General features: G+C 71.2%; 18 protein-coding genes. 8 read left to right on the top strand and 10 right to left on the bottom strand.

Annotated features, from left to right (window positions below):
- Positions 1-148 precede the first annotated feature (148 nt).
- Positions 149-2,107 (top strand): hypothetical protein, encoded by a 1,959-nt coding sequence (locus tag WMF36_RS29210; protein ID WP_437574050.1) that lies wholly within the window; start codon positions 149-151, stop codon positions 2,105-2,107.
- Between the two features lie 1,008 nt (positions 2,108-3,115).
- On the opposite strand, the gene WMF36_RS29215 is transcribed toward WMF36_RS29210, so the two are convergent.
- The gene (locus WMF36_RS29215; RefSeq protein WP_437574051.1) at positions 3,116-3,928 is read right to left on the bottom strand and encodes a hypothetical protein; all 813 of its coding nucleotides are present in this window, start codon (positions 3,926-3,928) and stop codon (positions 3,116-3,118) included.
- 149 nt (positions 3,929-4,077) lie between these two features.
- The gene (locus tag WMF36_RS29220) at positions 4,078-4,323 is read right to left on the bottom strand and encodes a hypothetical protein (RefSeq protein WP_437574052.1); all 246 of its coding nucleotides are present in this window, start codon (positions 4,321-4,323) and stop codon (positions 4,078-4,080) included.
- 21 nt (positions 4,324-4,344) lie between these two features.
- Between WMF36_RS29220 and WMF36_RS29225 the strand changes: the two genes are divergently transcribed.
- Entirely contained in the window at positions 4,345-4,740 is a 396-nt protein-coding gene (locus WMF36_RS29225; RefSeq protein WP_437574053.1) for a hypothetical protein, read from the top strand.
- A gap of 1,177 nt (positions 4,741-5,917) precedes the next feature.
- On the opposite strand, the gene WMF36_RS29230 is transcribed toward WMF36_RS29225, so the two are convergent.
- The 4 genes from WMF36_RS29230 to WMF36_RS29245 are packed head-to-tail and all read right to left on the bottom strand — an operon-like array spanning position 5,918 to position 9,384.
- Positions 5,918-7,030, bottom strand: coding sequence for a hypothetical protein (locus WMF36_RS29230; protein WP_437574054.1), 1,113 nt, complete (start codon positions 7,028-7,030; stop codon positions 5,918-5,920).
- A gap of 25 nt (positions 7,031-7,055) precedes the next feature.
- Positions 7,056-7,262: a hypothetical protein gene (locus WMF36_RS29235; RefSeq protein WP_437574055.1), complete on the bottom strand. Its 207-nt coding sequence runs from the start codon at positions 7,260-7,262 to the stop codon at positions 7,056-7,058.
- Complete coding sequence (locus WMF36_RS29240) at positions 7,262-8,377, bottom strand: hypothetical protein (RefSeq protein ID WP_437574056.1); 1,116 nt, start codon at positions 8,375-8,377, stop codon at positions 7,262-7,264. The genes WMF36_RS29235 and WMF36_RS29240 overlap by 1 nt, the downstream gene beginning before the upstream one ends.
- A gap of 26 nt (positions 8,378-8,403) precedes the next feature.
- Positions 8,404-9,384, bottom strand: coding sequence for a hypothetical protein (locus tag WMF36_RS29245; protein WP_437574057.1), 981 nt, complete (start codon positions 9,382-9,384; stop codon positions 8,404-8,406).
- Positions 9,385-9,835: 451 nt separating this feature from the next.
- On the opposite strand from WMF36_RS29245, the gene WMF36_RS29250 reads away from it, so the two are divergent.
- The gene (locus WMF36_RS29250; RefSeq protein ID WP_437574058.1) at positions 9,836-11,053 is read left to right on the top strand and encodes an RNA polymerase sigma factor; all 1,218 of its coding nucleotides are present in this window, start codon (positions 9,836-9,838) and stop codon (positions 11,051-11,053) included.
- Positions 11,054-11,338: 285 nt separating this feature from the next.
- On the top strand, positions 11,339-12,082 hold the full coding sequence (locus WMF36_RS29255) for a hypothetical protein (protein WP_437574059.1): 744 nt from the start codon (positions 11,339-11,341) through the stop codon (positions 12,080-12,082).
- A 487-nt stretch (positions 12,083-12,569) separates the two neighbouring features.
- Here the strand turns inward: WMF36_RS29255 and WMF36_RS29260 are convergent, their stop codons facing one another.
- Genes WMF36_RS29260 through WMF36_RS29270 form a run of 3 tightly spaced genes read right to left on the bottom strand, consistent with a single transcriptional unit; the run spans position 12,570 to position 15,361 of the window.
- The gene (locus WMF36_RS29260; RefSeq protein WP_437574060.1) at positions 12,570-13,544 is read right to left on the bottom strand and encodes an NAD(P)-dependent oxidoreductase; all 975 of its coding nucleotides are present in this window, start codon (positions 13,542-13,544) and stop codon (positions 12,570-12,572) included.
- A gap of 11 nt (positions 13,545-13,555) precedes the next feature.
- Positions 13,556-14,341, bottom strand: coding sequence for an aldo/keto reductase (locus WMF36_RS29265; RefSeq protein ID WP_437574062.1), 786 nt, complete (start codon positions 14,339-14,341; stop codon positions 13,556-13,558).
- 60 nt (positions 14,342-14,401) lie between these two features.
- Positions 14,402-15,361, bottom strand: coding sequence for a GNAT family N-acetyltransferase (locus WMF36_RS29270; protein ID WP_437574063.1), 960 nt, complete (start codon positions 15,359-15,361; stop codon positions 14,402-14,404).
- Between the two features lie 132 nt (positions 15,362-15,493).
- Between WMF36_RS29270 and WMF36_RS29275 the strand changes: the two genes are divergently transcribed.
- From WMF36_RS29275 to abc-f, 4 genes are all read left to right on the top strand, one after another.
- Complete coding sequence (locus WMF36_RS29275; RefSeq protein WP_437574064.1) at positions 15,494-17,266, top strand: SUMF1/EgtB/PvdO family nonheme iron enzyme; 1,773 nt, start codon at positions 15,494-15,496, stop codon at positions 17,264-17,266.
- A 70-nt stretch (positions 17,267-17,336) separates the two neighbouring features.
- Positions 17,337-18,164: an ABC transporter ATP-binding protein gene (locus tag WMF36_RS29280; RefSeq protein WP_437574065.1), complete on the top strand. Its 828-nt coding sequence runs from the start codon at positions 17,337-17,339 to the stop codon at positions 18,162-18,164.
- 312 nt (positions 18,165-18,476) lie between these two features.
- Entirely contained in the window at positions 18,477-21,638 is a 3,162-nt protein-coding gene (locus WMF36_RS29285; protein WP_437574066.1) for a CARDB domain-containing protein, read from the top strand.
- A gap of 163 nt (positions 21,639-21,801) precedes the next feature.
- Positions 21,802-23,730, top strand: a complete 1,929-nt coding sequence (gene abc-f, locus WMF36_RS29290; protein ID WP_437574067.1) for a ribosomal protection-like ABC-F family protein — start codon at positions 21,802-21,804, stop codon at positions 23,728-23,730.
- 36 nt (positions 23,731-23,766) lie between these two features.
- On the opposite strand, the gene WMF36_RS29295 is transcribed toward abc-f, so the two are convergent.
- On the bottom strand, positions 23,767-25,938 hold the full coding sequence (locus WMF36_RS29295; RefSeq protein ID WP_437574068.1) for a catalase: 2,172 nt from the start codon (positions 25,936-25,938) through the stop codon (positions 23,767-23,769).
- Positions 25,939-25,944: the final 6 nt, after the last annotated feature.

The raw sequence follows: 25,944 nt of genomic DNA on the forward strand, positions 1-25,944 counted from the left end.
TCGCCGCGTCGAGGTAGCCGCCTCGGCCACGCCGGGGCGCTGCCTCGGGCCGCTCGTGGCGGCGTAGGGCCCGCGCGCGAAGCGATCCGGAAACAAAGTGCTCGTGGTAAGAACAAGCGGGCGCGGAGAGGCGTCCAAACCCGAGCTTATGAGACGTAGAACACCCTATCTCCGTGCGCCGGGGGCTCCGGCCCTCGGTTTCCGCCTCGCCGCGCTCGCGCCGGCCGCGCTGGCCGTGCTGGCGGCCGCCGCTCCCCCCGCCCTCGCCGCCGGCGCGCCGCTCGCGGCGCCGCTTGTCGAGTCGAAATGGCTCAAGTTCGACGGCATCCCGAAGGAGTGGCCGGTGGCGCTCACCTCCCTCGGCATCAAGGTGAAGGGCAAGCCGAGCAAGGCCGATCTCGCCGCGCATGCGGCCGTCGCCTACGACGACGCGCGGATCTACGTGGCGGCCGACGTGACCGATGACGCGCTGCGCGGCGGCGCGGATCACGTGAAGCTCGTCCTTGGCTTCCCGGGCGGGAAGGTCCGCGAGGTCGCGCTCTACCCGGGCCAGCCGGGCAAGACCGCGGGCAGCGTGAAGCTCCCGGGCGGCAAGGCGGTGGCGGGGGCGAAGGTGATCGAGGCGCCGCGGAGCGGCGGGTACACGCTGGAGGCGAGCGTCCCCTGGTCGGCGTTCCCCGAGGCGGCGACGACCCGGGTCGGGCTGCGGGCGGGGCTCTTCGTCCACGACGCCGACGGCGCCGGGGGGGTCGAGGCGATCCTCGGCAGCGCCGCCTCGGAGGCGTACGGGTCGCTGTCGCCGCTCGCGACCGAGCCGGAGCTCGCGCTCACCGACGGCCTGCTGAGGAGCAAGGGCATCCGCGGCGCCCCGAAGTACGACCTCGTCGCCGACGTCGTCGGCGACGCGATGCGGGAGCGGGTGATCGTGCACGAGCGCTTCCTGATCGTCCTTGGCCCCGGGTTCCGGAAGGGGGCGCAGTACTACTTCGAGGACCTCGGGGTCGACGCCAGCGACGGGATGCTGCCGTCGCTCACGGCGCGCGACCTGACGGGCGACGGCCAGGCCGAGCTCATCCTGAGGAAGCGCTCCGGCAGCGGCGCCAAGTACCGCGAGGTCATGCACGTTGTGCAGTTCGGCGCCGGCGACACGCCGAAGCCGATCTTCCAGCACGAGGTCGCGATCTCGACGGAGAAGGGCTCGGTCGTCAACGAGGTCGAGTTCGTGCCCGACGGCGCGAGGATGGCGATCCGCGTGGAGCCGGGCAAGGCGACCCGGTACGACGCGAGCAACTACGCCGAGGCGGTGGAGACGACGTACGACCCGCTGCTCTTGCCGTGGGGGTCGATCAAGTCGCAGCTCTACAAGCTGACCGGGGGGGTGTTCACGAAGGCGAGCGAGCAGCGGCAGGCGCCGGCCGCGGCGGCGCGCCCCGCGGCGAAGGCCGACGAGGCGCGGGGTGCGGCGAAGCCGCCCGCGCTGTCGCCGGCGGAGATGCTCGACAAGGTGTACGCGCTCTACCGGCGCGACCGCGGCGCCTCGTCGAGCAAGCCGCGGTTCGATCTCGCCGCCGACGTGGCCGCGGGTCGCGAGCCCGAGCGGGTGCTGCTGCACGACCGCGATCTCGTGGTGTTCGGGAAGGGCTTCCGGGGCGGCGCGGGGTACGCGTTCATGACGCTCGCGCAGTTCGCTTCCCCGGGCGACATCCGCTCGGTGAGCGCGCGCGATCTCACCGGCGACGGCAAGGCCGACATCATCGTCCACGGCACCGTCCGCGCGGCGGCGCCCAAGGACGCGGGTGGCGGGACGGTGGATCGCGACGTGGTGCTCATCTTCCGGATCGAGGGCGAGAGCATCCAGCGGATCTTCGCGGCCGAGGTCGCGCGCAGCATGGACGACAAGAAGATCGCCGGCGAGCTCAAGTTCGTGCGCGTGGACGACAAGGTGGGGATCGAGCTCGCCCCCGGGCGAGCCATCGAGTGGACGGAGCAGACGTATCCCTTCAACCAGGACAAGGGCCCTGTCGGCGGCTTCGAGCCGCTGCTCCTGCCGTGGGGGGGAGCGCAGCCGGTGCGGTACGTCTGGAATGGGTCCACCTTCGCCAAGTAGGCGGCGCCGGCGAGCGGCCGCTGCGCCCGATCGGGGGCGGCGGCTCCGGTGTCTGCGCGATTCGCCTGCTCCTGAAGAAGGCGTGACGAAAGCTTACTTATTCGTTTCATTCTCGTGCCGGCGCAAATCCTCCATACCGGTCGAACTCTCGTCCATCGGCTCCTTGCCTGGCGTCCCGAGCTGCCCATCTTCTCCCGCTTCCTTGATGCGCTCTGACGGCCGGGGCTGCCCGACGCACTGAGGCACGGGCAGCCCGATCGCAAACCCACAACCTCGAACCACGAGACGAGGGATCCTTGACCAGCCGCAGCGACGGTCACCGAATTCCGGCTCTCCGGCAGGACGGATCCGCTCGGCGATTCGAGACGGCGGTTCGGCCCATTTCGAGGGTCGCCAAGCGCTTGATCGAGGGCTAGCACGTCGGTCGCGTGAGGGTCCCCCCTCGGGCAGCTGGACGGCTCGCCTGGAAGGCTGCATTTGAAGGTCCCCGACCGAGCTCCTGCAGCTTCTCCTCGTCCTCCTGCTTCCGTGTGTGTGTGTTAGAGGCTCCTATCATCTGGCACATTCACGCTCAACGGCCGAGGTCCGCGGTTTGCGTCCCGATGACCATGCGAGCCATCCAAACGATTCTCGCCGTACTCTCTCTGTCTGGAGTCGCACTGTGTGTTGTCTCATGCGTCACACAGACGACAGAACCAGCGTCCGAGACGGAGGACGCCACACCAGACAGCGAACCAGAAACTGACTATGTAACACCTGGCGATGACGAACCGGAGAGCGACTCCGAAACAGCAGAAGCAAGGAGCGCGCTCAAGATCATCCGATGCAAGAAAAGCGAACGCGGCGCAGAATGCATGGAGCGGTGCGCCGAAGAAGGAATATCTTGCGCGGCAGGACGCCGCCATCCATACATGCGCAATGTAGGTACTGGAATGCTAGGACAGTGCAGATCAGCCGCCGGAGTCAACTGCTGCTGGTACTATTACCCAAACGGGCACGTCTGTAGGTTCATTGGGAAGCTTCATCTCTGCCTGTATGAGGGTGGACGTCATGATTGAGGGCGCGCGCGTGGGACGCGAATTCGTCCGAAATGCGCTTCCAGTCCGGGCCGACTAGGGAATCCATGCACTGAAGAGCGAGCGGGTACAGCTCGGGCGACCGCTCGCCACCCGAGAGCGCTGCGGAGCCCAGCGCATGAAGCCGGTGCATCCACTTGACGTCCTCCAAGGTGATGGACGTAGGCCCCTGCATGCGGCCGTGTACGTGCTCCATCATCGCCCACTGGACGGCGGCCATCGTGTTCTCCCACGCCGAGGGATCGACCCCGAGCTCGGCGTCGCCGCGCTCGAGCGCGTCGGCGAGCATGCGGATGTAGCCGACTGCGTAGACCTCGGCACTAGACGCCCAGTCGAGCTGATCCTCCATGTGTTCCTGCTCGGCTCGGTCGGCTTCGTCCGTGGGGCATCCCGGATCGAGCAACGACTCTATGCACCGAAGAGCGAGCGGGTGCAGTTCGGGCGACCGCTCACCGCCAGAGAGCGCCACGGAGCCCAGCACATGAAGCCGGCGCATCCGCTCGACATCCTCCAGGGTGATGGTCGGGGGCCATCTCGCGCGCCCGTGCACGTGCTCCATCATCGCCCACTGGACGGCGGCCATCGTGTTCTCCCACGCCGAGGGATTGACCCCGAGCTCGGCGTCGCCGCCCTCGAGCGCGGCGGCGAGGGTGCGGATGTAGCTGACTGCGCAAACCTCGGCATTGGCCGCCCAGTCGAGCTGATCCTCTAGGTCTTGCTCGTGGGGTCGATCAGAGTGAGCCATGCGCGGAGTCTACTCCAGCCTGACGAATGTGTAGCAGCGCCCACGCCGATGGCGTCCGAGTTCGCGCTCCAGGACATCGACGCTGGCGCGTTCGCTGAGCTCGCCGATCGCCGACCGCGTCCGCGTGGCCGTTGCCGTTCACGACCGCGTCATCCGGCGGGCTCCGGCAGGCAGCAGACGGTGGTCGGGTACGGCTCGCCGCCGGCCGGCTCGCAGAGCCCCAGCTCGTCGACCTCCCATTCGGCGCGGATGCTGCCGAGGGCCGCACCATCCTCCTCGGGACGCAGGCAGCGATCGACCTCGCCGGCCGTCACCGTCGTCGTCCCGAGGAGCGCGCCCTCGCTGCACGCGCGATCCGAGTAGGCGCTCACCCGCGCGACGCACTCCCTCGGCATGATGCAGCGTTCGCGCTGTACGTGGTCGAGCTCGCCACGGTGGCCGAGGAAGAGGACGACGATCTGCTACACTTGCTCGATCACGGTGCGGCGCGAACGGTCGAGGCCCGCCGGTGGTTGGCCGAGCAGGTCGGTGCAGAGGAGAGCTCTATCGCGATGCGCGAGCTGGAAGGCTTCGACGAGGTGCTGCGGACGCTGCTGACGAAGCTGCCGATCGAGGCGTTGCTGCCAGCGCTGCCGATGGAGGAGCTGCTCGCCGGGTTGCCGCCCGAGCAGCGGGTCGCGGGGCTGACGCCCGAGCAGCGGCTCCTCCTGGCTCCCGACGAGGTGCTGCGGCTGCTCCCAGACGACTACCTGCGCTCGCTTCCCGAGGATGTCCGGGCGCAGATCCGCGCCCGGATCGGCCGCCCGCTCTAGCGAGGACCGGGATGCTTCCCGTTAGGTGCCGCTACGAGGGTGGAACTCCTGAATGAGAGCGCGCGCGTAGGACGCGGCTTCCCGCGCCGTGCGCTTCCAGTCCGGTCCGAACAGAGACTCCATGCACCGAAGAGCGAGCGGGTAGAGCTCAGGCGACCGCTCACCGCCCGAGAGCGCAGCGGAGCCTAGTCCGCGGAGTCGCCGCATCCTCTCGACGTCTTCCACGGTGATGGCTGTAGGCCCGTGCAGGTGACCGCGGATGTGCTCCACCATCACCCCCTCGACGGCGGTCAGGGTGTTTTCCCACGCCACGGTATCCACCTGGAGATCGGCGTCGCCGCGTTCGATCGCGTCGGCGAGGATGCGGATGTAGCCGCCTGCGAAGAGAACGGCCGTAGTCGCCCAGTCGAGCAGGTCCTCTTGGTCTTCAGTGAGGGGTTGATCCGGGTGAGGCAGACCCGGAGTCTAGTCCAGTCTCACGATGGGGAAGGGCGCGGCGTACATGGGGCCGCTTGGGGCCGACGCGGGTGCGCCCTCCCCTCCCGCCCCCTCCGTCGCGCGGCGCCGGCACGCCCGCAGCGGAGCTCGACAGGTTGACGACTTCCGGCGCAGCGGAGCCCCCGCAAGAAGCCCTGAAGCTGCCGGGCGAAGGCCGCCGCGTGCGGCCTGGGGTGATTCCTGGGGTGATTGAAGAGGACCGCGTTCGCATTCGTGAGGCCCCTCGTACCGCGCGACCATGCAGTACCGCCACCCGGGGGGCACATTGGCCTCTTGCTGGTTGACCATGCAGACCTCCCCACCCCTTGGACACTCAAAGTCGGCTACGTAGCCACTGCACGCGACCGCGATCTTGGCAGGGCCCGCCGGCGGAGAAGGCTCGTCCACGGTGGACGGCGTGCACGATCCATCCCGCGCCGCCGCGATCCAGATCGCCCTGAACTCCTCTGCCGGCACGGTCCCTGGAGACGTGCATTCGCCTTGCCAGTACTTCGGCGGATTGAACGGCCTGAGCATCGCCGCCGGGGTGTTCTCGCAGGACGCATGCGAGTGCGCCGCAACGATCTCCGGCATGCGGCAGTACGGAACGCTGCATTTGCACTCGGGACAGGGCTCCTCGCCCGGCCGCAACGACCGGAGCCCGAAGGACAGCGTCGGGGCGATCTTCTGCATGTCAACATCACCGTTCCCTGGGCAGGCAGCAGATCGTCACCGGCTCCTCCGGCTCTCGCGCGCCGTCCGGTACACCGCCCTCCGGCGTGCAGCGTCCTGGCTCGTTGACGATCCACGTCGCGCTCAGGCTCCCGATCATCGGGGCTGGCCCAGGGGCCACGCAGACCTCTTGCGTGGTCACACTGATGCCGACGAGCCAATCGCTGCACGCGCTGTCCATGTAGGCGGACATGAACGCCTCGCACCGGCTTGTCGCGGGCGGCTTGCACGTGCACGGCGTACACGCGCGCGTATCCTCGACGCCCTTGTAGAACACCGCCAGCTTCTCGGAGAACCTCGGCCAAGGGTCTCCCGCCGCGGCGGGCGCCTCGCACGCAGTGTCGAGCCCCTCGATCGAGACGCACTGCCGCCACGCCTCGGGCAGGGAATTCTGCTGCTGGTAGACCAGGCATGTCTGGCCCATCTGTGCGCACAGCGTGGTCGATACCCGGCTCGGGCATGCGATCGCGACCTCGCCCGCGACCGCGTCGCGGGGCACCGGGGATTCCTCGACCACCGGCTCGCACGGCCGCTCGATGATCGACCCGATCAGGAGCGATCCGAGCTGCTCGGGCGGCCCCCAGCCCGGCGACACACACGCCCCGTCCCAGCCCGGCGGCGCCGCGAAGGGCGTCCGTGTCTCCGCGGGCCCATCCCCGCACATGGCCAACGAGACCGCCGTCACGTCCGAGGGCAACGCGCAGGACGGTACGGTGCACGCGCACGTGGGGCAATGGAGCTCGACGCGCGGCAGCGCCCGTCCCAAGAGCTTCGGCGTTCCGCTCGACGGCCGGATGATCTCGTCCGTGCCGGGAACGACCCAGGTGAGATCCTCGCACGACGGCGCGAACGTCTCGGGCCCCGTCCAGACGAGCATGGGCTCCCCGAACTTCCCGCCCGGCGGGTACACGCATTGACCCCAGCAGTGGCCGTTGCTCGTGCCGTTGGCGTTCACGATCTCGCAGGTCACTTCCTCCGCGCAGTCGTATTCCCGGGCGCCGCACCCTCCCGCCGCCGCCAGGCCGCCCGCACCGAGGAGCAGGCCCCCCGCCACCCAGCTCCGCACGCGCCGCATCGCCATCGCTCCTTTCGGTCTCCCCTCCGGCCTACCAGTCCAGCAGCTCGCCTGTCCCCGGCCGATCCGCCGGCCGTCGATGAACACCTCGGCCTCGGGCCGGCTCACCGGGATGGTCGCCGGCGCCACCTTCGCGCTCCGCCCTGCGCGGCCCCTCGGAGAAGCGGCGCCACGCCGCCAGCGCGAGCGACTCCGAATCGAGCAGCGACTCCCGCAGGTGCTCCGCCTCTAGCCGCATCACGTGTCCCTCGGCAAGCAGCAGATCGTCTTGGGACCTCGGGCATCGATCTCGCCGACCGGCGCTCCCCCCTCGGGCGTGCAGCGCCCCGGCTCGTTGACGATCCATGTCGCGCTCAGGCTCCCGAGCGTCCGGGTTGACCCAGGGTCCACGCAGATCGCTCGTTGCGTGGTCATACGGCCGACGACGAGGAAGTCGCTGCACGCGCGGTCCTCGTAGGCGGACAGGTCCGCCTCGCACCGGTGCGTCTCGGGCGGCTTGCAGGTGCACGGCGTGCAGCCGCGCGTGTCGTCCACCTCCGTGTAGAACACCCCCAGCTTCTCGGAGAACCTTGGCCAAGGGTCCCCCGCCGCGACGGGCGCCTGGCACTCGCGGTCGTCCCCGTCCGCGAGAATGCAGTGCCGCCACCCCTCGGGCAGGTGGTCCTGCTGCTGGTAGAGCATGCAGCGCTGCCCGTCCTGCGCGCACAGTGTCGACGACACCTTGCCGGAGCAGGCGATCGCCACCTCGCCGGTGAGCGCATCCGGAGGCGCGGGGGATTCCTCGACCACCGGCGCGCACGGCTGCTCGGTGGTGGACCCGAGGTAGAGCGAGCCGAGCAGCTCGGACGGCACCCAGCCCGGCGACACGCACGAGCCGTCCCAACCCGGAGGCGGCGCGAAGGGCGTCCGTGTCCCGGCGTTTTCTCCCTCGCACAGGCGCAGCGAGCTCGTCGTGACGTCCGAAGGCAGCGCACAGGACGGTGCGGTGCACGCGCACACGGGACAGGAAGGCGCCTCCCCCGGCGGGGTGCGCCCCACGAACGCAGGCGGCCGGTCGGCGATCCGTATCACCTCGTTCGTTCCGGGGATGGCCCAGACGAGATCGTCGCACGACGGCGCGAGCATCTCGAGGCCCGTCCATACGAGCATCGGCTCATCGAAACCACGCGGCGGCTCGGGCACGCACTGCCCCCAGCAGTGGCCGTTGCTCGTGCCGTTGGCGTTCACGATCTCGCAGGTCACTCCCTCCGCGCAGTCGTATTCCCCGGCGCCGCACCCTCCCGCCGCCGCCAGGCCGCCCGCACCGAGGAGCAGGCCGCCCGCCACCCAGCTCCGCACACACCGCATCGCCATCGCTCCTTTCGGTCTGTCGCTCCGGCCTACCAAGCCCCGACGAAGAGCACGCCACCGCCTTCCGCCGTCGCAAGCGGCACCGCGCGCACGGCGCTCGCGCGCGGCGCCGGGGCCCACCAGAACGACGAGATCGCGACGGCGCCCGCGACGCCCGCGCCGATAAAGCTCGCCCAGGCAAAGGTCTCCAGCGTGTCGCGCGCGCCGTTCGTCTTGCGCAGCGCCCCGCACGGCTTCTCGTAGTCCGTGTACATGCACGCCGCCGGCCCGCCGCGCCGGCGGATCGCGTCCGCCTGAGCCGCCGCCTCGTCGCCGCGCACCGCCGCCGCGAGCGCGAAGCCCGTGCCGAGCGCGACGCCCGTCGACGCGAGCGCGATCCCCCCGACGCGGAACACCGTGCCCGCCGCCGGGCCGCTCGACGGCGCGGGCGCAGCAGCAGCGGCCGGCACGGGCGCGACCGGCGCCGCAGCGGGCGGCGAGGGCTTGGGCTCCAGGTGAAGGCCGATCATCGCCTCCCGGCCCCGCTGCGCCTCGAACGGATAGACCTCGTCGACATACCCCTCGATCCTGCCGCGCGCCTCGTGCCGCCCCGGCTCGACGTAAACGAAGTACATGCCCTGTCCGCTGCCGATCCGCCGGCCGTCGATGAACACCTCGGCCTCGGGTCGGTTCACCGCGACGGTCGCGGGTGATACCTCGCGCTCCGCCCGCTGGAGCCCGTCGGAGAAGCGCCGCCGCGCCGCCGCCGCGAGCGTCGCGGGATCCAGCAGCGACTCCCGCAGGTGCTCCGCCGCGTCCCGGAACCGCCCGAGCGCGAGCTCGGAGAGCCCGAGCTCCCCCGCGATCTCCGGCCGCGGATCCGCCTGCCACGCGGCGCGATACGCCGCCTCGGCTTCCGCCCACCGCCTCGCGCGGCGCGCCCTCTCGCCTCGCGCAAACGCCTCCTCGGCCTCGGAGCGCGCCGCAGCCGCTCCGGACGGTCCAGCAGGACGATCTTCGCCGGCAGACACCGCCGCGAGACTCCACACGACAGATGCAGCGGCCACCGCGAGGAGCAATCGACCCGTGGAGCTGGGGAATTCCCTCATTTTGTGCCCGTTTACAGCGGGAAATTGAACAGGGAGGCGGGGAGGCGGGGAGTTTTTCTGAGATTTTACTCCCCGCCTCCCCGCCTCCCTGTGAATTTTCCGAAAAATTTGAGGGGATTCCTCAACCCGTGGAGCCCATCTCGCCGGCACACTACGAGTGAGGCTCCATGCGGTCAAGCTGCCTTGGCCCGGAGCAAACGACGAAATCAGCTCAACCGTCAGCCAATTTTGGTAGCTCCTCCGGAATGCTCCGCGCTCCCCTCCACGGCATGGTCCAGAGCGCGCACACACGAGCACGACCGGCCTGGATCGACCCGCCCCAGCATGACGTTTTTTCAAATGTCGAACAGACGCGCCACGTAACTGAGCGGGTATGGGGAAACCTTCTCGCAAGACCGACGCCGCCGCCGAGGGCTCACCGCTCACCCTGGAGTCGATCATGGCCGAGCACCAGGACGCCATTCGCCGCTACGTGGAGCGGCGGGGTTTCCGGGGCGCGGATCGGGACGATCTGCTCCAGGAGATCTTCCACGGCGCCGCGCGGTCGTTGCCCCGGTTCGATCCCCGCCTCGCCAGCGTGCGCACCTGGCTCCTGCGGATCGCGTTCAACCTCACCTCCAACGAGCGCAAGCGCGCCCATCGCCGGCGCGAGGCGCTGTGGCCGGAGGAGGCGCTGGACGGGCTCCCCAGCGATGCGCCGGACTCCGAGACACGGCTCATCGAGGCGCAACGGAGCGACCTCCTCGCCGAGCTGCTCCTGGAGGTCCCTCCGATGCGCCGTGAGATCCTCGTCGCGCACGACCTGGAGGAGGAGGCGGTCCAGGTCATCGCCGAGGAGCGCGCGATCCCGCGCAACACCGCGTGGAACCACCTCCGGCTCGCGCGGCTGAGCCTCGACGCCGCCGCGCGGCGCTGGCGGGCGCGGAACCGCGGCCGAGGCGCGCCGCTCGCGCCGCTCGCCCTCGCGTTCGGCGCGGGCGAAGCGCGCGCTTCGTCGGGGCCAGTCCACGGAGGCCCGCTGCGGCGGCTGCTCGGCTGGGCTCGCCGCGCCCTCGGGCGCGCGCCGTCCCGCGGCGATGCCAGCCAGGCAGCGAGCTCGCGGGGCAACTCGCAGGTGGCGACATGCGCTGTCGGAAGATCGGTGACCAGCGCCGCCGCCGGCGTCGCGGCGGGCGCTCTCGTGCTGTTCGCCCCGGGTGGGACAGGCGATGTTGCGACGCCACCAGCCGACGCGGGCTCGCGGAGCTCACCGCAGCTCCAGGCGGCCGTTCAGCGCGGCAGGGCCCTCCCCTGGGCACCTGCGCCGCCGCCGGATCCACAGGCCGCCGGCGCAGCGGGCGGCGTTCCCGAGGCGACAGGCCGCATCCGGTCGAGCCCGCTGCGAGCACCCGGTCCGCTCCCGGGTGGCGGCGCCCTGTCCGGGCGCGAGGACCGGCTGTGGCGACAGGCCATCACGACGCTCACCTCGGGAGGAGGAGACGCGGCGCGCGAGCTGCTCGAGCAACACCGGCGCGAGTTCCCCCGGGGCGTCCATGCAGGTGACCGCGAGGAGATCCTGCGACGCCGGCCGGCCTCTGCGCGCCCCGAGTGACGCGGTGGGGGTCGGATGCGAAGGCGAAGGCTGCCGCCCGTCGCCCAGGCCCGACGGGTCCACGCCGGCGCCGGGGGTGGCTGGATTTCAACAGGAAGGCGGGGAGGCGGGAGGCGGGCAGGCGGGCAGAAAAAACCAATCATCTTCCCGCCTTCTCGCCTTCCTGTGAACCTCTCCGGGCAACTCCGGCGCAACCCCCATGCGCCGGATCCCTGCCATGGTCTTGCGAAGGGCAGTCGCGCTCGGCAAGCATCGGCTCGTTTGGCTCAACCCAAGGAGGCGCCTGTGGCAGACCCCTATATCGATCCTTTCGAGACGAAGATTTACGGTAAGTTCGCCCGCGAGCAGATGGCCGCGGTCCTGATGGGCAAGCTCCCTGCGCTCGACGGCATGGTCGAGTTCGCGATCGGCAAGCAGCTCATGGCCGATCAGGCGATGTCCGACGTCCTCGATCGCCAGCCCAAGCCCGCGCCGGAGCTCGACACCGGCGCGGTGCTCGAGGAGGCGCGGGACGTCGTCGTGCGGTTCGCCTCGTACCTCGACTCGCTCAAGGGGAGGCCGGTCGATCCCAAGGTGTTCTTCCGCGGCGAGGCGCCGAGCGTCCTCGCGCGCCGGCGGCTCACGAAGCTGACCGCGGCGGTCGGGCACATCGCCGACGAGCTGGAGAAGCACCGCGAGAAGATCCGGGGCGCGGAGGTGTGGCTGGCCGAGCTCAGGGAGGCGCACGAGAAGCTCGGGATCATCGAGCGGCAGCAGCGCGCCACGCGCGTCGAGCGGCTCGAGCTCGGCCCCGAGGTGTCGACCGCGCGCGAGGCCTGGCTGGGTGTCTACAACGCGAACAAGAGCCTCGTGCGCGGGCTGCTCGCCCACCTGGGCAAGCCAGAGCTCCTGCCGCTCCTCTTCGACGACCTGGCCGAGGTCCACCGCGCGAGCGGCGTGAGCGACGCGCTCCCGCCCGGCCAGCCGGCGGCGCCGGCCGCGCCGGCGGCCGGGCCGGCGGGCCAGCAGGAGGCCTCGCCGGACGCGTGAGCCTGCGGCCCGCTGCAACGCTTGATGCAAGCGTTGCAGCGGGCGACTCGGGGGCCGAGTCGGCCGTTTCAAGGCGTGAGACGGCCGACTCGGCGGCCCAGCGGGGCGGATCAAGGCTTGAGATGGGCGGCTCGGTCCCCGAGTCGACCGTTTCAGGGCTTGAGATCGCCGACTGGGCGACCGAGTCGGGCGTTTCAAGCCTTGAAGCGGGTGACTGCGCGCAGGAGAGGGCGATTTCAAGGCGCTCACCGCGCAGCAAGACGATGCAGGGGGCTGGGTGGACGACCTTCCGGCGCTCCCCCGAACGGTGCGCCGTGCAACGACGGAGCTCTCCGGCGTCCCTCCCCGCGGCGCTTCGCCATCCGCTCCGACCGGAACCGGAGTGAAGCGTCGCGAGCCCGATCGAGCGCGGATCCGACTGTCACGCGGGGGAATCGTCCCCGTTCCGATGCTGCTCCCTTCGCGAGCGCGCCCGCGCGCCGCCGCCTCAGATCACCCGGTCCACGAGCGGCTCCCCCCGCTCGAACCGCCGCAGGTTCGCCAGGAAATGCTCGACCTGCGCCACCGGCTCCTCGCGCCGCCCGCCGGCGGTGTGCGGCGTGATGAAGCAGCCCGGTGCGCGCCAGAGCGGGTGCTCGGGCGGCAGCGGCTCGGGATCCGTCACGTCGAGGTACGCGCCCGCGAGGCGGCGCGCCTCCAGCGCCTCGAGCAGCGCCGCCTGGTCGACGGTGGCGCCCCGGCCGACGTTGAAGAACCACGCGTCGGGGCGCATCCGCGCGAGGAGCGCGCGCGAGACGAGCCGCCGCGTGCTCTCCGCGTCAGGCAGGGTCGAGACCACGTGGTCCGCCCACGCGAAGGCGTCGCCGAGCGCGTCCCTCGCGACGACACGGCCAGGCTCGTCGCCGCGGGGACGGGACCGCAGGATGCGCAGATCCACCTCGAACGGGGCGAGCAGCGCGGCGAGGCGGCGGCCGATGGCGCCAAAGCCGAGGAGCAACACCCGCCGGCCGCGGAGGAGCGCGCTCCGCGAACGCACGGGCGCGTCGGGCCAGCCGCGCGGGCCGAGCTGGTTCTCGAGGCACTCGGGCAGCCGCCGGGAGGCCGCGAGCAGGAACGCGAGCGCGTGCTCCGCGCAAGGGTCGGCGTAGACACCGCTGCTCGTCGTGAGGACGGCGCCGCGGGCCGCGAGCGCGGCGCGCACGGAGGGCACATCATAACGGGCATAGCCGGCGGTGCTGAGGTGCACCCAGCGCAGGCGCGGGGCCGCGCAGACGTCGTCCGGATGCGGCTGGCCAAAGACCACCTCGGCGCCCAGAACGACCGGATCCGGCGCGACGACGGCGAGGTTCTCCGCCGAGCGCGCCGCAGGCAGCGCGAGCGCGTGCGGCGCGACCCCCTCGACGAGCAGGCGCGCCGCATCCGCCGGGAAGACGGTGGTGCAGGCGATGATCCTCGGATCCATGGACGCCCCGCTCACCCGTGCACCGCGCGACCGAACTCGCGCATCCACGCCTCCTCGTCCGCGGTGAGCGGCCCCTTCGCGAGCGCGTCGAGGTTCTCCTCCACCTCGGCGCGGGTCTTCGGCCCCGTCAGCGCGAGATCCACGTGCGGGCTGGAGAGCTGGAATCGATAGCAGTCGCCCGCCGTCATCGCCGGGCCGTCCCAGCCCCTCGGCTTCTTCAAGAGGCGCCGCCACGCCGTCGCCGTGTAGGCGAGGACGCTCGGCCTCGCGTCGCGCACGTGCGGGAAGATGTCCCGCTCCGCCCCCGGGTGCGCGGCGTTGTAGCGGATCATCAGCAGGTCGAGCGGAGAGGACGCCGCGAGGCCGCCCGCCCGCGCCCGGTCATGGATGCTCACCCCGAGCGCGCCCACCTTGCCGCTCTCGCGCAGGTGGACGAGCTCACGCTCGGTCGCGCTCGTCCACGCGGCGCCGACGCCGAGCCAGCCGAGCAGGTAGGCGTCGAGGTGATCGGTCCCGAGCTCGCGCAGGAGCTTCTCGGCCCCCCGGCGCACGCCCCAGCCGAACCAGCCGACCTGCGCGACGCCGACCACCGCCACCCGGTCGCGGCGCTGCTTCAGCGCCTCGCGCAGCGGATTGCCGAGCCCACCCGCCCGCAGGGTCCAGAAGAAGAGGTTGACGCCGCGATCCATCGCCGAGCGCACGCCGCCCTCGTCGATGCCGTAGTTCGCCGCGAGACCGAGCCGGAAGATGCGCTTGCCGCGGAACGCGGTCGGCGCGCGGTGGAGCCAGTCGTCCATGCGCCGGAGCTTACACGACCGGGCGCCGGCGCTCGCGCCACGTGCGCCACGTGCGCCACCTCAGTCGATGTCTTCGTACGCTCGGTACAGGAGGCCCGGGATGCGCGGCGTGCGGACGTCGAAGCCGAAGCTGCGATCGACCGCCTCGAAGAGCTCGATCTTGTACGCGAGCCCCTCGGGCTCCCCGACGTTGGACGAGCGGTGGCGCTCTCGCCAGAGGCCCTCGGACCGGACGAGCGGGAAGCCGCGCGTCGCCAGGGCGACAGCGAACGTCCCCGGGCCGAGATACGCCACGTCGGAGGGCTCGCCGCGATAGGCATCCATCCGGGGCGACTCCACCCATTCGAGCCGGTCGCCCTCGGCCGAGGCGCGGATGAGGCGCTCCTTCCGGCCGTCGACGACGACGCTGAACGTGGCCTCCCGCTCGCCGATCTCGATGTCGTGCGCGGGCAGCCCGCGGCGCCACGTGAAGACGAGCGCGTCCGTCCAGCCGGCGATCCACATGCGCAGGCCGAGATAGAACCGCACCGCCGGCTGCCACGCCCAGCAGGTCTGCACGCGCACGCCGGGCACGCCGTGGGCCCACGCGACGACGTCCGCGCGGCGCAGCGCGGCGCCCGCGACGCCGCGCCCGCGGTGGGCGGGGAGCACGTACAGGCTCGAGACCTCGATCAGCCGCTCCCCGCGGGCGCCCGTCGACAGCGCGATGGTGCCGACACGACTGCCACCCTGCATGAGCCAGTACGGGCGCACATAGCGCGCGCCCGCATGAGGCGTCCCGATCAGCGCGCCGTCGCGCGTCGCCCTCGGCTCCCACACGGCGCGCAGCTCGGCGCCGCGCGCCACAGGATCGATGCGCGCGAAGAAGCGGTTCTCGACGAGCGACGCGAGCTCGCAATCCGTCCACAGGCACGTCTGCCGGTCGTCCATGACCAGGGGCGCGATCGTGCCGCCCGCGACGAGCGCCGCGTGGATCGCACCCATGGGCCGATCGGCGGCGTCGTCCCCCGGAGCGCTCATCGCGCGACGCTACCACGCCGCTCGGTCCACACGGAGCGCCGCTCGGTCCACACGGCGGCCGGGGCCGCTCCCGGCGCGCCACACATTCGCCGCCCACGACGGCCCCGACCTGTGCGAGACTCGCCGCGACCGATGGGCCAGGACAGCTCTCCCCGGTGCGCCGGCTGCAGCGCTCCGCTCCCGGAGAACGCCCGCTTCTGCCCCTCGTGCGGCCATCTCATCACCGATCCCGGGCTCGCCGCGACGGCGTTTCCCCCCACACATCTCGGCGCCGGGGGGCTGCCGCCACCCTCGCTGCCGCTGCCGCCGGTGCGGCTCCTGCCCGGCACGGAGATCAGCGTCTACCGCATCGAGTCGACGCTCGGCGAGGGCGGCATGGGCGTCGTCTACCGGGCCCACGACCGGGCGCGCGAGCGCGTCGTCGCCGTCAAGTGCCTGCACTCGAACCTCTCCGGCAACCCCGAGATCCGGCGGCGGTTCGCGCGGGAAGCGCGGGTGCTCCGCTCCTGGAGCCACGACAACGTCGTCGCCGTCTACGACTTCGTCGAGCGCGAGCACCTGCTCGCGATCATCATGGAGTACGTCGAGGGGTCGACCCTCGTGCGGCACCTCGAGCGGTGGCGCGGGCGCATCCCCTTCCAGGAGATCCGCGCGCTGTTCGGCGGGGTCCTCGACGCGATGGATGAGGGGCACCGGATGGGCATCATCCACCGCGACCTCAAGCCCGACAACATCCTCGTCACGACCGGCAAGGACGGCCTGATGCCCAAGATCGTCGACTTCGGCATCGCCAAGATCCTCGAGGGGACGACCTACACCCTGAGCGGCGCGTTCCTCGGGACGTGCTGTTACATGTCGCCCGAGCAGGTGAAGAGCCCCCACGCCGCGGACCCGCGCTCGGACATCTACTCTCTCGGCGTGACGCTCTACAAGCTGTCGACAGGGCAGGTGCCGTTCGACAGCCCCAACCACTTTGCCGTGATGATGGCCCACGTCGCCGATCCGCCGGCGCCGCCCTCATCGCTCCGCCCCGACCTCCCGCCGGCGCTCGACCGGCTCATCCTCGACGCGCTCGCGAAGGATCCGGCCGGGCGGCCGGCGTCGTGCGCGGAGTTCCGGGCGCGGCTCGACGAGGCGCTCGCGGAGTTCTCGCCCTCGCCGGCGCGGCCCTCGTCCGACGGGCGCGAGCTCGCGCCGACGGTCCGCGAGAAGACCGGCGAGCAGATGATCCTCGTCCCCGGCGGGCCGTTCCTGAGCGGGCAGCAGCGCAGGAAGCTCCATGTCGACGCCTTCTACATGGACCGCACGCCGGTCACGAACCGGCAGTTCAAGGCGTTCGTCGACGTGACGGGGTATCGCCCCGACGACGCCGACGCGAGCCGGTTCCTCTCCCATTTCAGGCGCGGCGAGATCCCCGCGGGCCTCGAGGACCACCCCGTGGTGTACGTGTCGTGGGACGACGCGCGGGCCTACGCCAACTGGGCCGGCAAGCGCCTGCCGACCGAGGCCGAGTGGGAGAAGGCCGCGCGCGGCACCGACGGCCGCAAGTACCCCTGGGGGCGCGCCGAGCCGGGGCCGGCGCGCGCGAACTACGACAACCGCGAGGGCGGGACGGTGCCAGTCGGCTCGACGCCGGGCAGCGCCTCGCCCTACGGCATCCTCGACCTCGCCGGCAACGTGTGGGAGTGGTGCGAGGACTACGACGATCCGCACTTCTATGCGGACGGCCCCTCCCACAACCCGCGCAACACGCGGCCTCCGGACAGGCCGCTGCTCGTGATGCGCGGCGGCTCGTGGATGTACGGCGCGCAGTCGCTCCGCACCTGGGCGCGCATGAGCTTCGAGGCGCACTACCGCTTCGCCGACGGCGGCTTCCGCTGCGTGCGCACGGCCTCGTCGAGCTGATCGGCGCGGGCGCGGCGGCTCACGCGCTGCTGGCCAACCGGCGGCGGCGCGGATAGAACGCCGGGCGCAGATGACGAAGGCGATGGCGAGCGGCGGCGTCCGCGTGCGGCTGACCGGCATCCGGCGCGTCTTCCCGGTGCTGGACGACGCCGGCCGCGCGCGGGGGGGCAGCGCCTCCGGCCTTGTCGTGCTCGACGGCCTCGATCTCGACGTCGCGCCGGGCGCGTTCGTCGCGCTGCTCGGGCCCTCCGGGTGCGGCAAGTCCACCTTGCTGCGCCTCGTCGCCGGGCTCGACCGCGCCGACGCCGGCGCGGCCGTCGTGGAGGCCGAGGGGGGCGCGAGCGGCGCGGGCGGCGCGCGCGCGCCCATCGCGTACGTCTTCCAGGACGCGCACCTCCTGCCGTGGCGGAGCGTCCTCGAGAACACCGCCCTGCCGCTCGAGCTCGCCGGTGCGCCGGTCGAGGAGCGCCGCGCCGCCGCGCGGGCCGCGCTGCTCCAGGTGGGCCTCGCCGACGCGGACGCGCGGTACCCGGCCGAGCTCTCCGGCGGCATGCGCATGCGCGTGTCGCTGGCCCGCGCGATGGTGACGCGCCCGCGGCTGCTCCTGCTCGACGAGCCGTTCGCCGCGCTCGACGAGCTCACCCGGAGCCGGCTCGACGATCAGCTCCGCGCCCTGTGGGCCGAGCTCGGGATGACGGTGCTCTTCGTGACCCACTCGATCATCGAGGCCGCCTACCTCGCCGAGCGCGCCGTCGTGCTGTCCCCGCGCCCGGCGCGCATCGTCGCCGACCGCACGCTCTCGCTGCCGGCGGAGCGAACCGCCGCGCTGCGCACCGAGCCGGCGTTCGCGCGCGAGGTGCGCGCGCTGCAGGAGGCGCTCGAGCGCGGCGGGGCGTGAACCGCGGACCGGGGAGCGAAAGGGCGATTCAACGCGCCCCGGCGTTCCTCGCGTAAACCCTCGGGGCTGCCCCCACCGTGGCCGTCCCGCACGGCGCGCGCGGCGCGCGTCCCCGCGCCGCGGACCTCCGCCGCGGGCGACGCCCATCGTGGGCAGAGCTCCCACTCGCCGCACGAAGTCGCGCGCGAACGCGCTTCCATGTCGACTGCGCGCCCGTACAATCGTCTCATGCCCACGTGCCCCCGGCGGATGCTTCCCCTCGCGCTTCCTTGGTTATGGCTCGCTGCAACGGCCTGCAGCAATCCTGAGATCGTGACGAGCCCGGGCGAGGGCGGCGGGGGTGGCGGCAGCACGAGCGGAGGCACCGGCGGCGGGTTCGTCGGGAGCACGGTCGGCAGCGGCGGGGCGGGCGGCGTCGAGAGCGGCTGTGGGGACGTGGACTGCCGGCCGGATCAGCGCTGTGAGATCGAGGACGGACAGGGCACCTGCGTCAACAACACCTGCGCCGACCTCACCTGCGACCCGACCGAGCAATGCCAGATGACCCCGGAGGGGGGCGCCATCTGCGTGGATATCAGCTGCGAGGACGACCTCCGGTGCCCCTTCAACCAGTTCTGCAACGGCACCATCTGCGTCGCCGACGCCTGCACCGCCGGCGAGCGGACGTGCGACGGCGAGAGCCTCCTCTCGTGCGTCTCCAACGGCAGCACCACGAGCGAGCTCTTCACGTGTGGCGGCGAGGCCTACTACGAGAGCACCTGCACCGACGACGGCATGGGGAACGCGAGCTGCCCCTGCGAGGACGACTGGGACTGCCCCACCTACGCCGCCTGCGAGGTCGGCTCCTGCTCCGGCACCGGCGCCGCGCCCACGTGCCTCTTGCCCCCGGAGCCGTTCGCGAGCGTCCTGCCGGAGGTCGAGTTCACGTGGGGAGGGAAGAACCGCGCCAACACGGACGCCGTCGACAGCCCGTTCCCGATCTCGGCGCAGAACGTCATGACCCCGCTCGTCGCCAACCTCGACGACGACAACGGCGACGGGCTCATCAACGAGCTCGACTTCCCCGAGATCATCTTCACGACGTTCTGCGGCTCGACGTACAGAGATAGCGGGGTCCTCCGCGCGATCCACGGCGGCGGACCCAACAAGGGGCGCAACTACTTCGCGGTGCTCGGTGCGCAGGTATGGCAGGAAGGCGAGGCCTTCGACGCGAACTACCTCTGCGCCGACGCGACGCTGATGCCGACCGCCTCGCTGGCCATCGGCGATCTCGACGGCGACGGCGTCCCCGAGATCGTCGCGATCACCGAGTCGCGAGGGCTCCAGATCTTCACCAACACGGGCGAGACCCGGCTCGTCGCGAACGACCTCTGGCTATCCACCGACGTTTACAACGAGCCTGCGCCGGCGATCGCCAACATCGACGGAGCGGGGCTCCCGGAGATCGTGGTCGGGGCGCGCGTGTTCACGCTCCGCGTCGACGCGACGACCCGCGCGCTCTCGATCGTCGACAGGTTCGTGGGCAAGGCGGCGCAGGGGATCCAGGGGGATCCGGCGAACGCGGCCAACCGGCTCGGCCCCATCGCGTGCGTGGCGAACCTCAAGGACGACCACCGGCTGGAGATCGTCGCGGGCAGCACCGCCTACGCCCTGCCCCGCCCGCCGGAGGGCGTGACGAGCAGGGCCGAGTGCGCGCCCCCCTACACGGACCCGGAGGCGACCGCGTTCTGCAACGGGGAGCTCGTCGTGGTCTGGGACGGGCAGACCGTCAACGGGGCGACCCAGATCCCGCTCGCCCAGCGCGACGGGTTCTGCGCCGTGGCCGACGTCCTCGGGGCCGACCAGAGCGCCGCGCCCGGACCGAGCAACCGGCTCGACCAGCTCCCTGAGGTGATCCTGTTCAACAACGGGTATTTCTTCGTGCTGAACGGGCAGGACGGCACGATCGCGCGCCGCATGGCGATGGGCGCGAGCGCCAATTTCGACGGCGGGGCGCCGAACGTGGACGACTTCGACGGCGACGGCTTCCCCGAGGTCGGCACGGCGTTCGGCGGGCGCTACGTGATGCTCGACCTCCAGGAACCGACGGCGGAGTGCCCGGAGTGGCCGAACCCGATCTACGACAACGGCTCGGGGACAGCCAACCCCGCGCGGACGCCGAACGGGAAGGAGTGCACGACCGACGAGGACTGCGGCGGCACCGGCGCGGCGACCTGCAACACGCAGCGGGGCACCTGCGTCTGCTACCACAACGGCTGGCGGCGCGTCATCGAGGACAACTCCAGCCGCGCCACCGGATCGAGCGTGTTCGACTTCAACGGCGACGGCGCCGCCGAGGTCATCTACAACGACGAGTGCTATTTCCGCATCTACGACGGCGTGACCGCCAGCGTCCTGTTCAAGGAGCACTCCCCGAGCCGCACGCGGACCGAGTACCCGGTCGTGGCCGACGTCGACAACGATGGCAACGCCGAGATCGTGTTCGCCACCTCGAACGAGTCCGAGAACTGCCGCGAGGGCGTCGATTACAACAACGGCCTCGAGGTCTGGGGCAGCCCCACCGATACCTGGGTCTCGGCCCGCCGCATCTGGAACCAGCACAGCTACCACGTGACGAACGTGCTCGAGAGCGGCGGCATCCCCCAGCGCGAGCCCGAGAGCTGGAAGACCTACGGCGGCCGCGTCTACAACACCTACCGCTCGAACCCGCGGTCGTACGGGATCGCGCCGGACCTCGCGCTGGACGCCATCCAGATCTCGTCGCCCGACGCGGCCTGCGGCGAGCTCACCGACAACGTCGAGATCACCGTGCGCGTGAAGAACGACGGCGATCTGCGCGTGGGCCCCGGCGTCGTCCTCAGCTTCTACGGCGAGTGGGACGCCGCGGACGGCTGGGAGCCGCTCCTCGACGAGACCCTCGTCCCGCTGAAGGCGGTCCTCCAGACGAGCATCGAGCCGCACAGCTCGCTGCTCCTCACGGTGAGCTACAACGCCGCGAACAGCCCGCTGGCGACGCTGCCCGGCCGCGTGCGCGCGGTCGTCGACGAGAGCGCCATCGAGCGCGAGTGCAACGAGGGCAACAACGAGCAGATCGTGGTCGTGGACGAGGGCGACGCGCTGCCGGACCTCCAGATCGAGATCGGCCGGGTGACCGACGTGAAGTGCAACACCCAGGAGGTCGACGTCCCGACGAGGGTCACAAACGCCGGCTCCGCGCCCGCGAGCGACGTGCGGATCCGGTACTACGCCGGCGATCCCGGTCAGGGCGGGACGGTGCTCCACGAGGAGGTCGTCGCGGGGCCGATCGCGCCGGGGGCCAGCGTGAGCCTCACCGCCACCATCGACGAGTTCCCGTGGAACCTCTCGATCCTGATCTACGGCGCCGTCGACCCCGACGGCGCGATCAACGAGTGCAACGACGGGAACAACAAGGACGCCGCCTCGGACAAGGTGGTGTGTGAGCGCGTCGACTGACGCGCCGCCGTCCGGCCGCCGGGGCCCCTAGACGACCGCGGCGGCGCACGAACCCCCCGCTCTCCCGGGGCGCAGTGCTATGCCTCTGCCCCCCGCGGCGCCGCGCACCGCGCCGCTCCTGACGGCGCGCGCCGCGCCGCGCGGCCCAAGCCCCCAAAGCGCCATGCTCGGAACGTCCAACCTAGCGAAATCCTTCGGTGATCGGACCCTCTTCGAGGGCGTCTCGCTCAAGCTGAACCCGGGGTCCCGCTACGGCCTCGTGGGCGCCAACGGCTCGGGCAAGACCACCTTCCTCAAGATCGTGGCCGGCGACGAGCCCGCGACCGAAGGGAACGTCAGCCTGCCGAAGGACGCCCGCGTGGGCGTGCTCCGGCAGGACCGGTTCCTCGACGACGACCAGATCATCCTGGATCTCGCGATGATGGGCGATCGCGTCGTCTGGGACGCGCTCGTCGAGTCGCGCCGCCTCGCGGAGGAAGGCGGCGACGCCGGCCGAATCGCCGACCTGGAGGACCGCATCCGCGCCCACGACGGCTACACCCTGGAGGCGCGCGCGAGCGCCGTCCTCGAGGGGCTCGGCATCCCCGTGGAGGCCCACCGCAGGTCGCTCTCCACGCTGTCGGGCGGCTTCAAGCTGCGCGTGCTCCTCGCCCAGGTCCTCCTCGGCGGCTCGGACGTGCTCCTGCTCGACGAGCCCACGAACCACCTCGACATCCTGTCGATCCGGTGGCTCGAGAAGTTCCTCGCCGGCTACAAGGGGTGCGCCGTCGTCATCTCGCACGACCAGCGCTTCCTCGACAACGTCGCCACGCACATCCTCGACGTCGACTACGAGACCATCACGCTCTACACGGGCAACTACGCCGCCTTCGTGGTCGAGAAGCAGGCGATCCGCGAGCGCAAGCAGGCCGAGATCGCCCGCGCCGAGAAGATCATCGCCGACAAGCGCGCGTTCGTGGACCGGTTCGGCGCCAAGGCGACCAAGGCGCGCCAGGCGCAGAGCCGGCTCAAGCAGATCGAGAAGATCGAGGTCGAGGAGCTCGCCGACACGTCGCGGCGCACCCCGGCGTTCCGGTTCGCGGTCCAGCGGCCGAGCGGTCGCGACGTGCTCGAGGCGCGGGGCATCTCGAAGGCGTACGGCGACAAGCAGGTGCTGCGCGACGTGTCGCTGTCGGTGCGGCGGGGCGAGCGGGTCGCGGTGATCGGGCCGAACGGGCTCGGCAAATCCACGCTGCTCAAGATCCTCGTGGACCGCCTCGCGCCCGACGCCGGCGGCGCGTCGTGGGGGCACGAGGTGCGCGTCGGCTACTTCGCCCAGGACCACCGCGAGCTGCTCGTCGACGGATCGATGACGCCCCTCTCCTTCCTGTGGGAGGCGTGCCCCGACGAGTCGCCGAGCTACGTCCGCGGCCAGCTCGGCAAGGCGCTGTTCTCGGGCGACGACGTGGAGAAGAGCGTCGGCTCGCTCTCCGGCGGCGAGGCGGCGCGGCTCATCTTCTGCCGGATCCTCGTCGAGCGGCCCAACGTGCTCGTGCTCGACGAGCCGACGAACCACCTCGATCTCGAGGCGATCCACGGGCTCGTCGAGGGGCTCAAGGCCTTCGAGGGGACGGTGCTCTTCGTCTCGCACGATCGCTTCTTCGTGTCCGAGCTGGCGACGCGCATCCTCGAGGTCACGAAGACCGGGCCGCGCGATTTCCTCGGCACCTACGAGGAGTACCTGGCCGGCTGCGGCGACGATCACCTCGACGCCGACACGGTGGTGCTCAAGGCGAAGCGCGAGCACCAGAAGTCGGCCGCCGCGCCCGAGGCGGGCGGCTCCTGGGAGGAGCAGAAGCGGCGGCGCAACCGGCAGAAGGAGCTCCCGGGGCGGCGCGACAAGGTGCTCGCGGCGATCGAGGCGGCGGAGGCGCGGAAGAAGGCGATCCACGACCTCTACTGCAGCGACGGGTTCTTCGAGCGCACGGGGCAGGCGGAGATCGCGGCGTTGAACGCCGAGGAGGAGGCGCTCGGGCCGCGCATCGACGCGCTCATGGCCGAATGGGAGCAGCTGGAGCAGGAGATCGCCGAGCTCGGGGCCATCCAGCCGTGAGGTCTCGCCGAGCTGCCCGGCTTCATGAGCCGCCCGTCAGGCGGGGATCTGCGCGATGTCCTCGCGGTCCCAGTGGCGGTGCTGCGCGATCGCCCGGAGGAGCTCCTGGGTGAACGGCGTGAGCCCGGCGGGATCGCGCAGGGTGATCACGCCCTTGTCGGAGAGGAGCGGGCCCGCGGCCGGCGTGTCGGCGAGCGCCACGCCGCGGATGAGCGACGACGAGAGGAGCGCGACGCCGTCGCCCGTCGCCCCGATCGCCTTGCAGTGCTTGAACGCCTCGTTGACGAAGTGGACCGCCTCGCCGATCGCCGCGAGCGCCTCGACGCTGGCGCGCCCGCCGGGGACGTAGACCGCGTCGAACATGACGGATTTCGTCGTGAGCAGCGTCCTGTCCGCCTCCACGGTGCTGCCGTCGTCCCCGAGGATCGGTCCGAGGCGCGTCGACACGACCTGCGCATGCGCCCCGGCCGCCTCGAGCGCCGCCCGCACCGCCGCGAGCTCGGCGCCGCTGAACCCGTCGGCCGCGAGCACGGCGACGAGCCGGCTCTTCACCGTGTCCTTCACCGTGTTCTCCATGCTGAGCGCCGGTGATGCGTCCACGGAGCGCTTGCCCGCGGCCTTGCCCTTCGAGGGCGCCTGGGGCTGGCCCGCGGGCGGGGCGATGCCGAGGCCCTCGGCGACCAGCCTGCCGAGCTGAGCGTCGACCTCGCCGAGCCGCGCGACCATGCGCTCGCGGACGTCCCGGGTCGCGACGTTGCCGAGCTCGAAGCGCGCCGCGCGGACCAGGTGCCTCTTCTCGGGCACAGAGAGGCTGTTCCAGAAGAGCCTCGCCTGGGTGATGTGGTCCTTGAAGCTCTCGCTCCGCTCGCGCAGCTTGAGCCCGACGACCCGCTCGGGGTAGTGCACGAAGGCGCCCGTCTGCCACGACGCCGTCACAGGGCAGCCGCCGGCGAGCGAGTTCGGGACGTAGTGTGCGCGCCCCTGCTTGATCCGCTGCTGCATGAAGCCGTCCCGGTTCTGGTTGTGCACCGGGGCGAGGGGGCGGTTGATGGGGATCTGCGGGAAGTTCGGGCCGCCGAGCCGGAGGAGCTGGGTGTCGAGGTACGAGAAGTTCCGGATCTGGAGCAGGGGATCGTCGGAGAAGTCGATCCCGGGCACGACGTTGGCCGTGTGGAACGCGACCTGCTCGGTCTCGGCGAAGAAGTTGTCCGGGTTGCGGTTCAGCGTCAGCTTGCCGATGCGGCGCACCGGCACGAGCTCCTCCGGCACGATCTTCGTCGCGTCGAGCAGATCGAAGTCGAAGGCGAACTCGTCCTCTTCCTCGATGATTTGCACCCCGAGCTCGTACTCGGGGTAATCCCCCCGCTCGATGGCGTCCCAGAGGTCGCGGCGGTGGTAGTCCGGATCCCTGCCGGCGAGCTCCTGCGCTTCGTCCCAGACGAGGGAGTGCACGCCGAGGAGCGGCTTCCAGTGCAGCTTGACGAAGCGCGATTTGCCCTGCGCGTTGACGAAGCGGAAGCTGTGGACGCCGAAGCCCTCCATCATGCGGAAGCTCCGCGGGATGGCGCGATCCGAGAGCACCCACAGGGCCATGTGGGTCGACTCCGGCATCAGCGAGATGAAGTCCCAGGAGGTGTCGTGAGCGGACGAGGCCTGTGGGATTTCCCGGTCCGGCTCCGGCTTGAGCGCGTGGATGACGTCCGGGAACTTGATGCCGTCCTGAATGAAGAAGACCGGGATGTTGTTGCCGACGAGGTCGAAGTTCCCCTCCTCGGTGTAGAACTTCGTCGCGAAGCCGCGCACGTCGCGGACTGTGTCCGCCGACCCGCGCGAGCCGACCACGGTGGAGAACCGGACGAAGACCGGCGTCTTGGCGCTCGGGTCCTGAAGGAACCCCGCCCTCGTGTACTCGGCCATCGGCTCATAGACCTGGAAATACCCGTGCGCCCCCGAGCCCCGCGCGTGGACGACGCGCTCCGGGATCCGCTCATGGTCAAAATGCGTAATCTTTTCCCGCAGATGAAAATCCTCAAGGAGTGATGGCCCTCGGGCCCCTGCCTTGAGTGAGTCATCGGTGCTGTCGATCCGGATGCCCTGGTCAGTCGAGAGGATGGTGCCTGTCAGGTCCTCGCGGTGGGGTTCCAGGCTCGCGACCTTGCTGTTCGGGTCGATGCTTGGGCTTTCATTCTTCTTCCCTTGGTCGGCCATGCGTCC

It is taken from the genome of Sorangium sp. So ce887, assembly GCF_051521455.1.
Classification (GTDB): Bacteria; Myxococcota_A; Polyangia; order Polyangiales; family Polyangiaceae; genus Sorangium.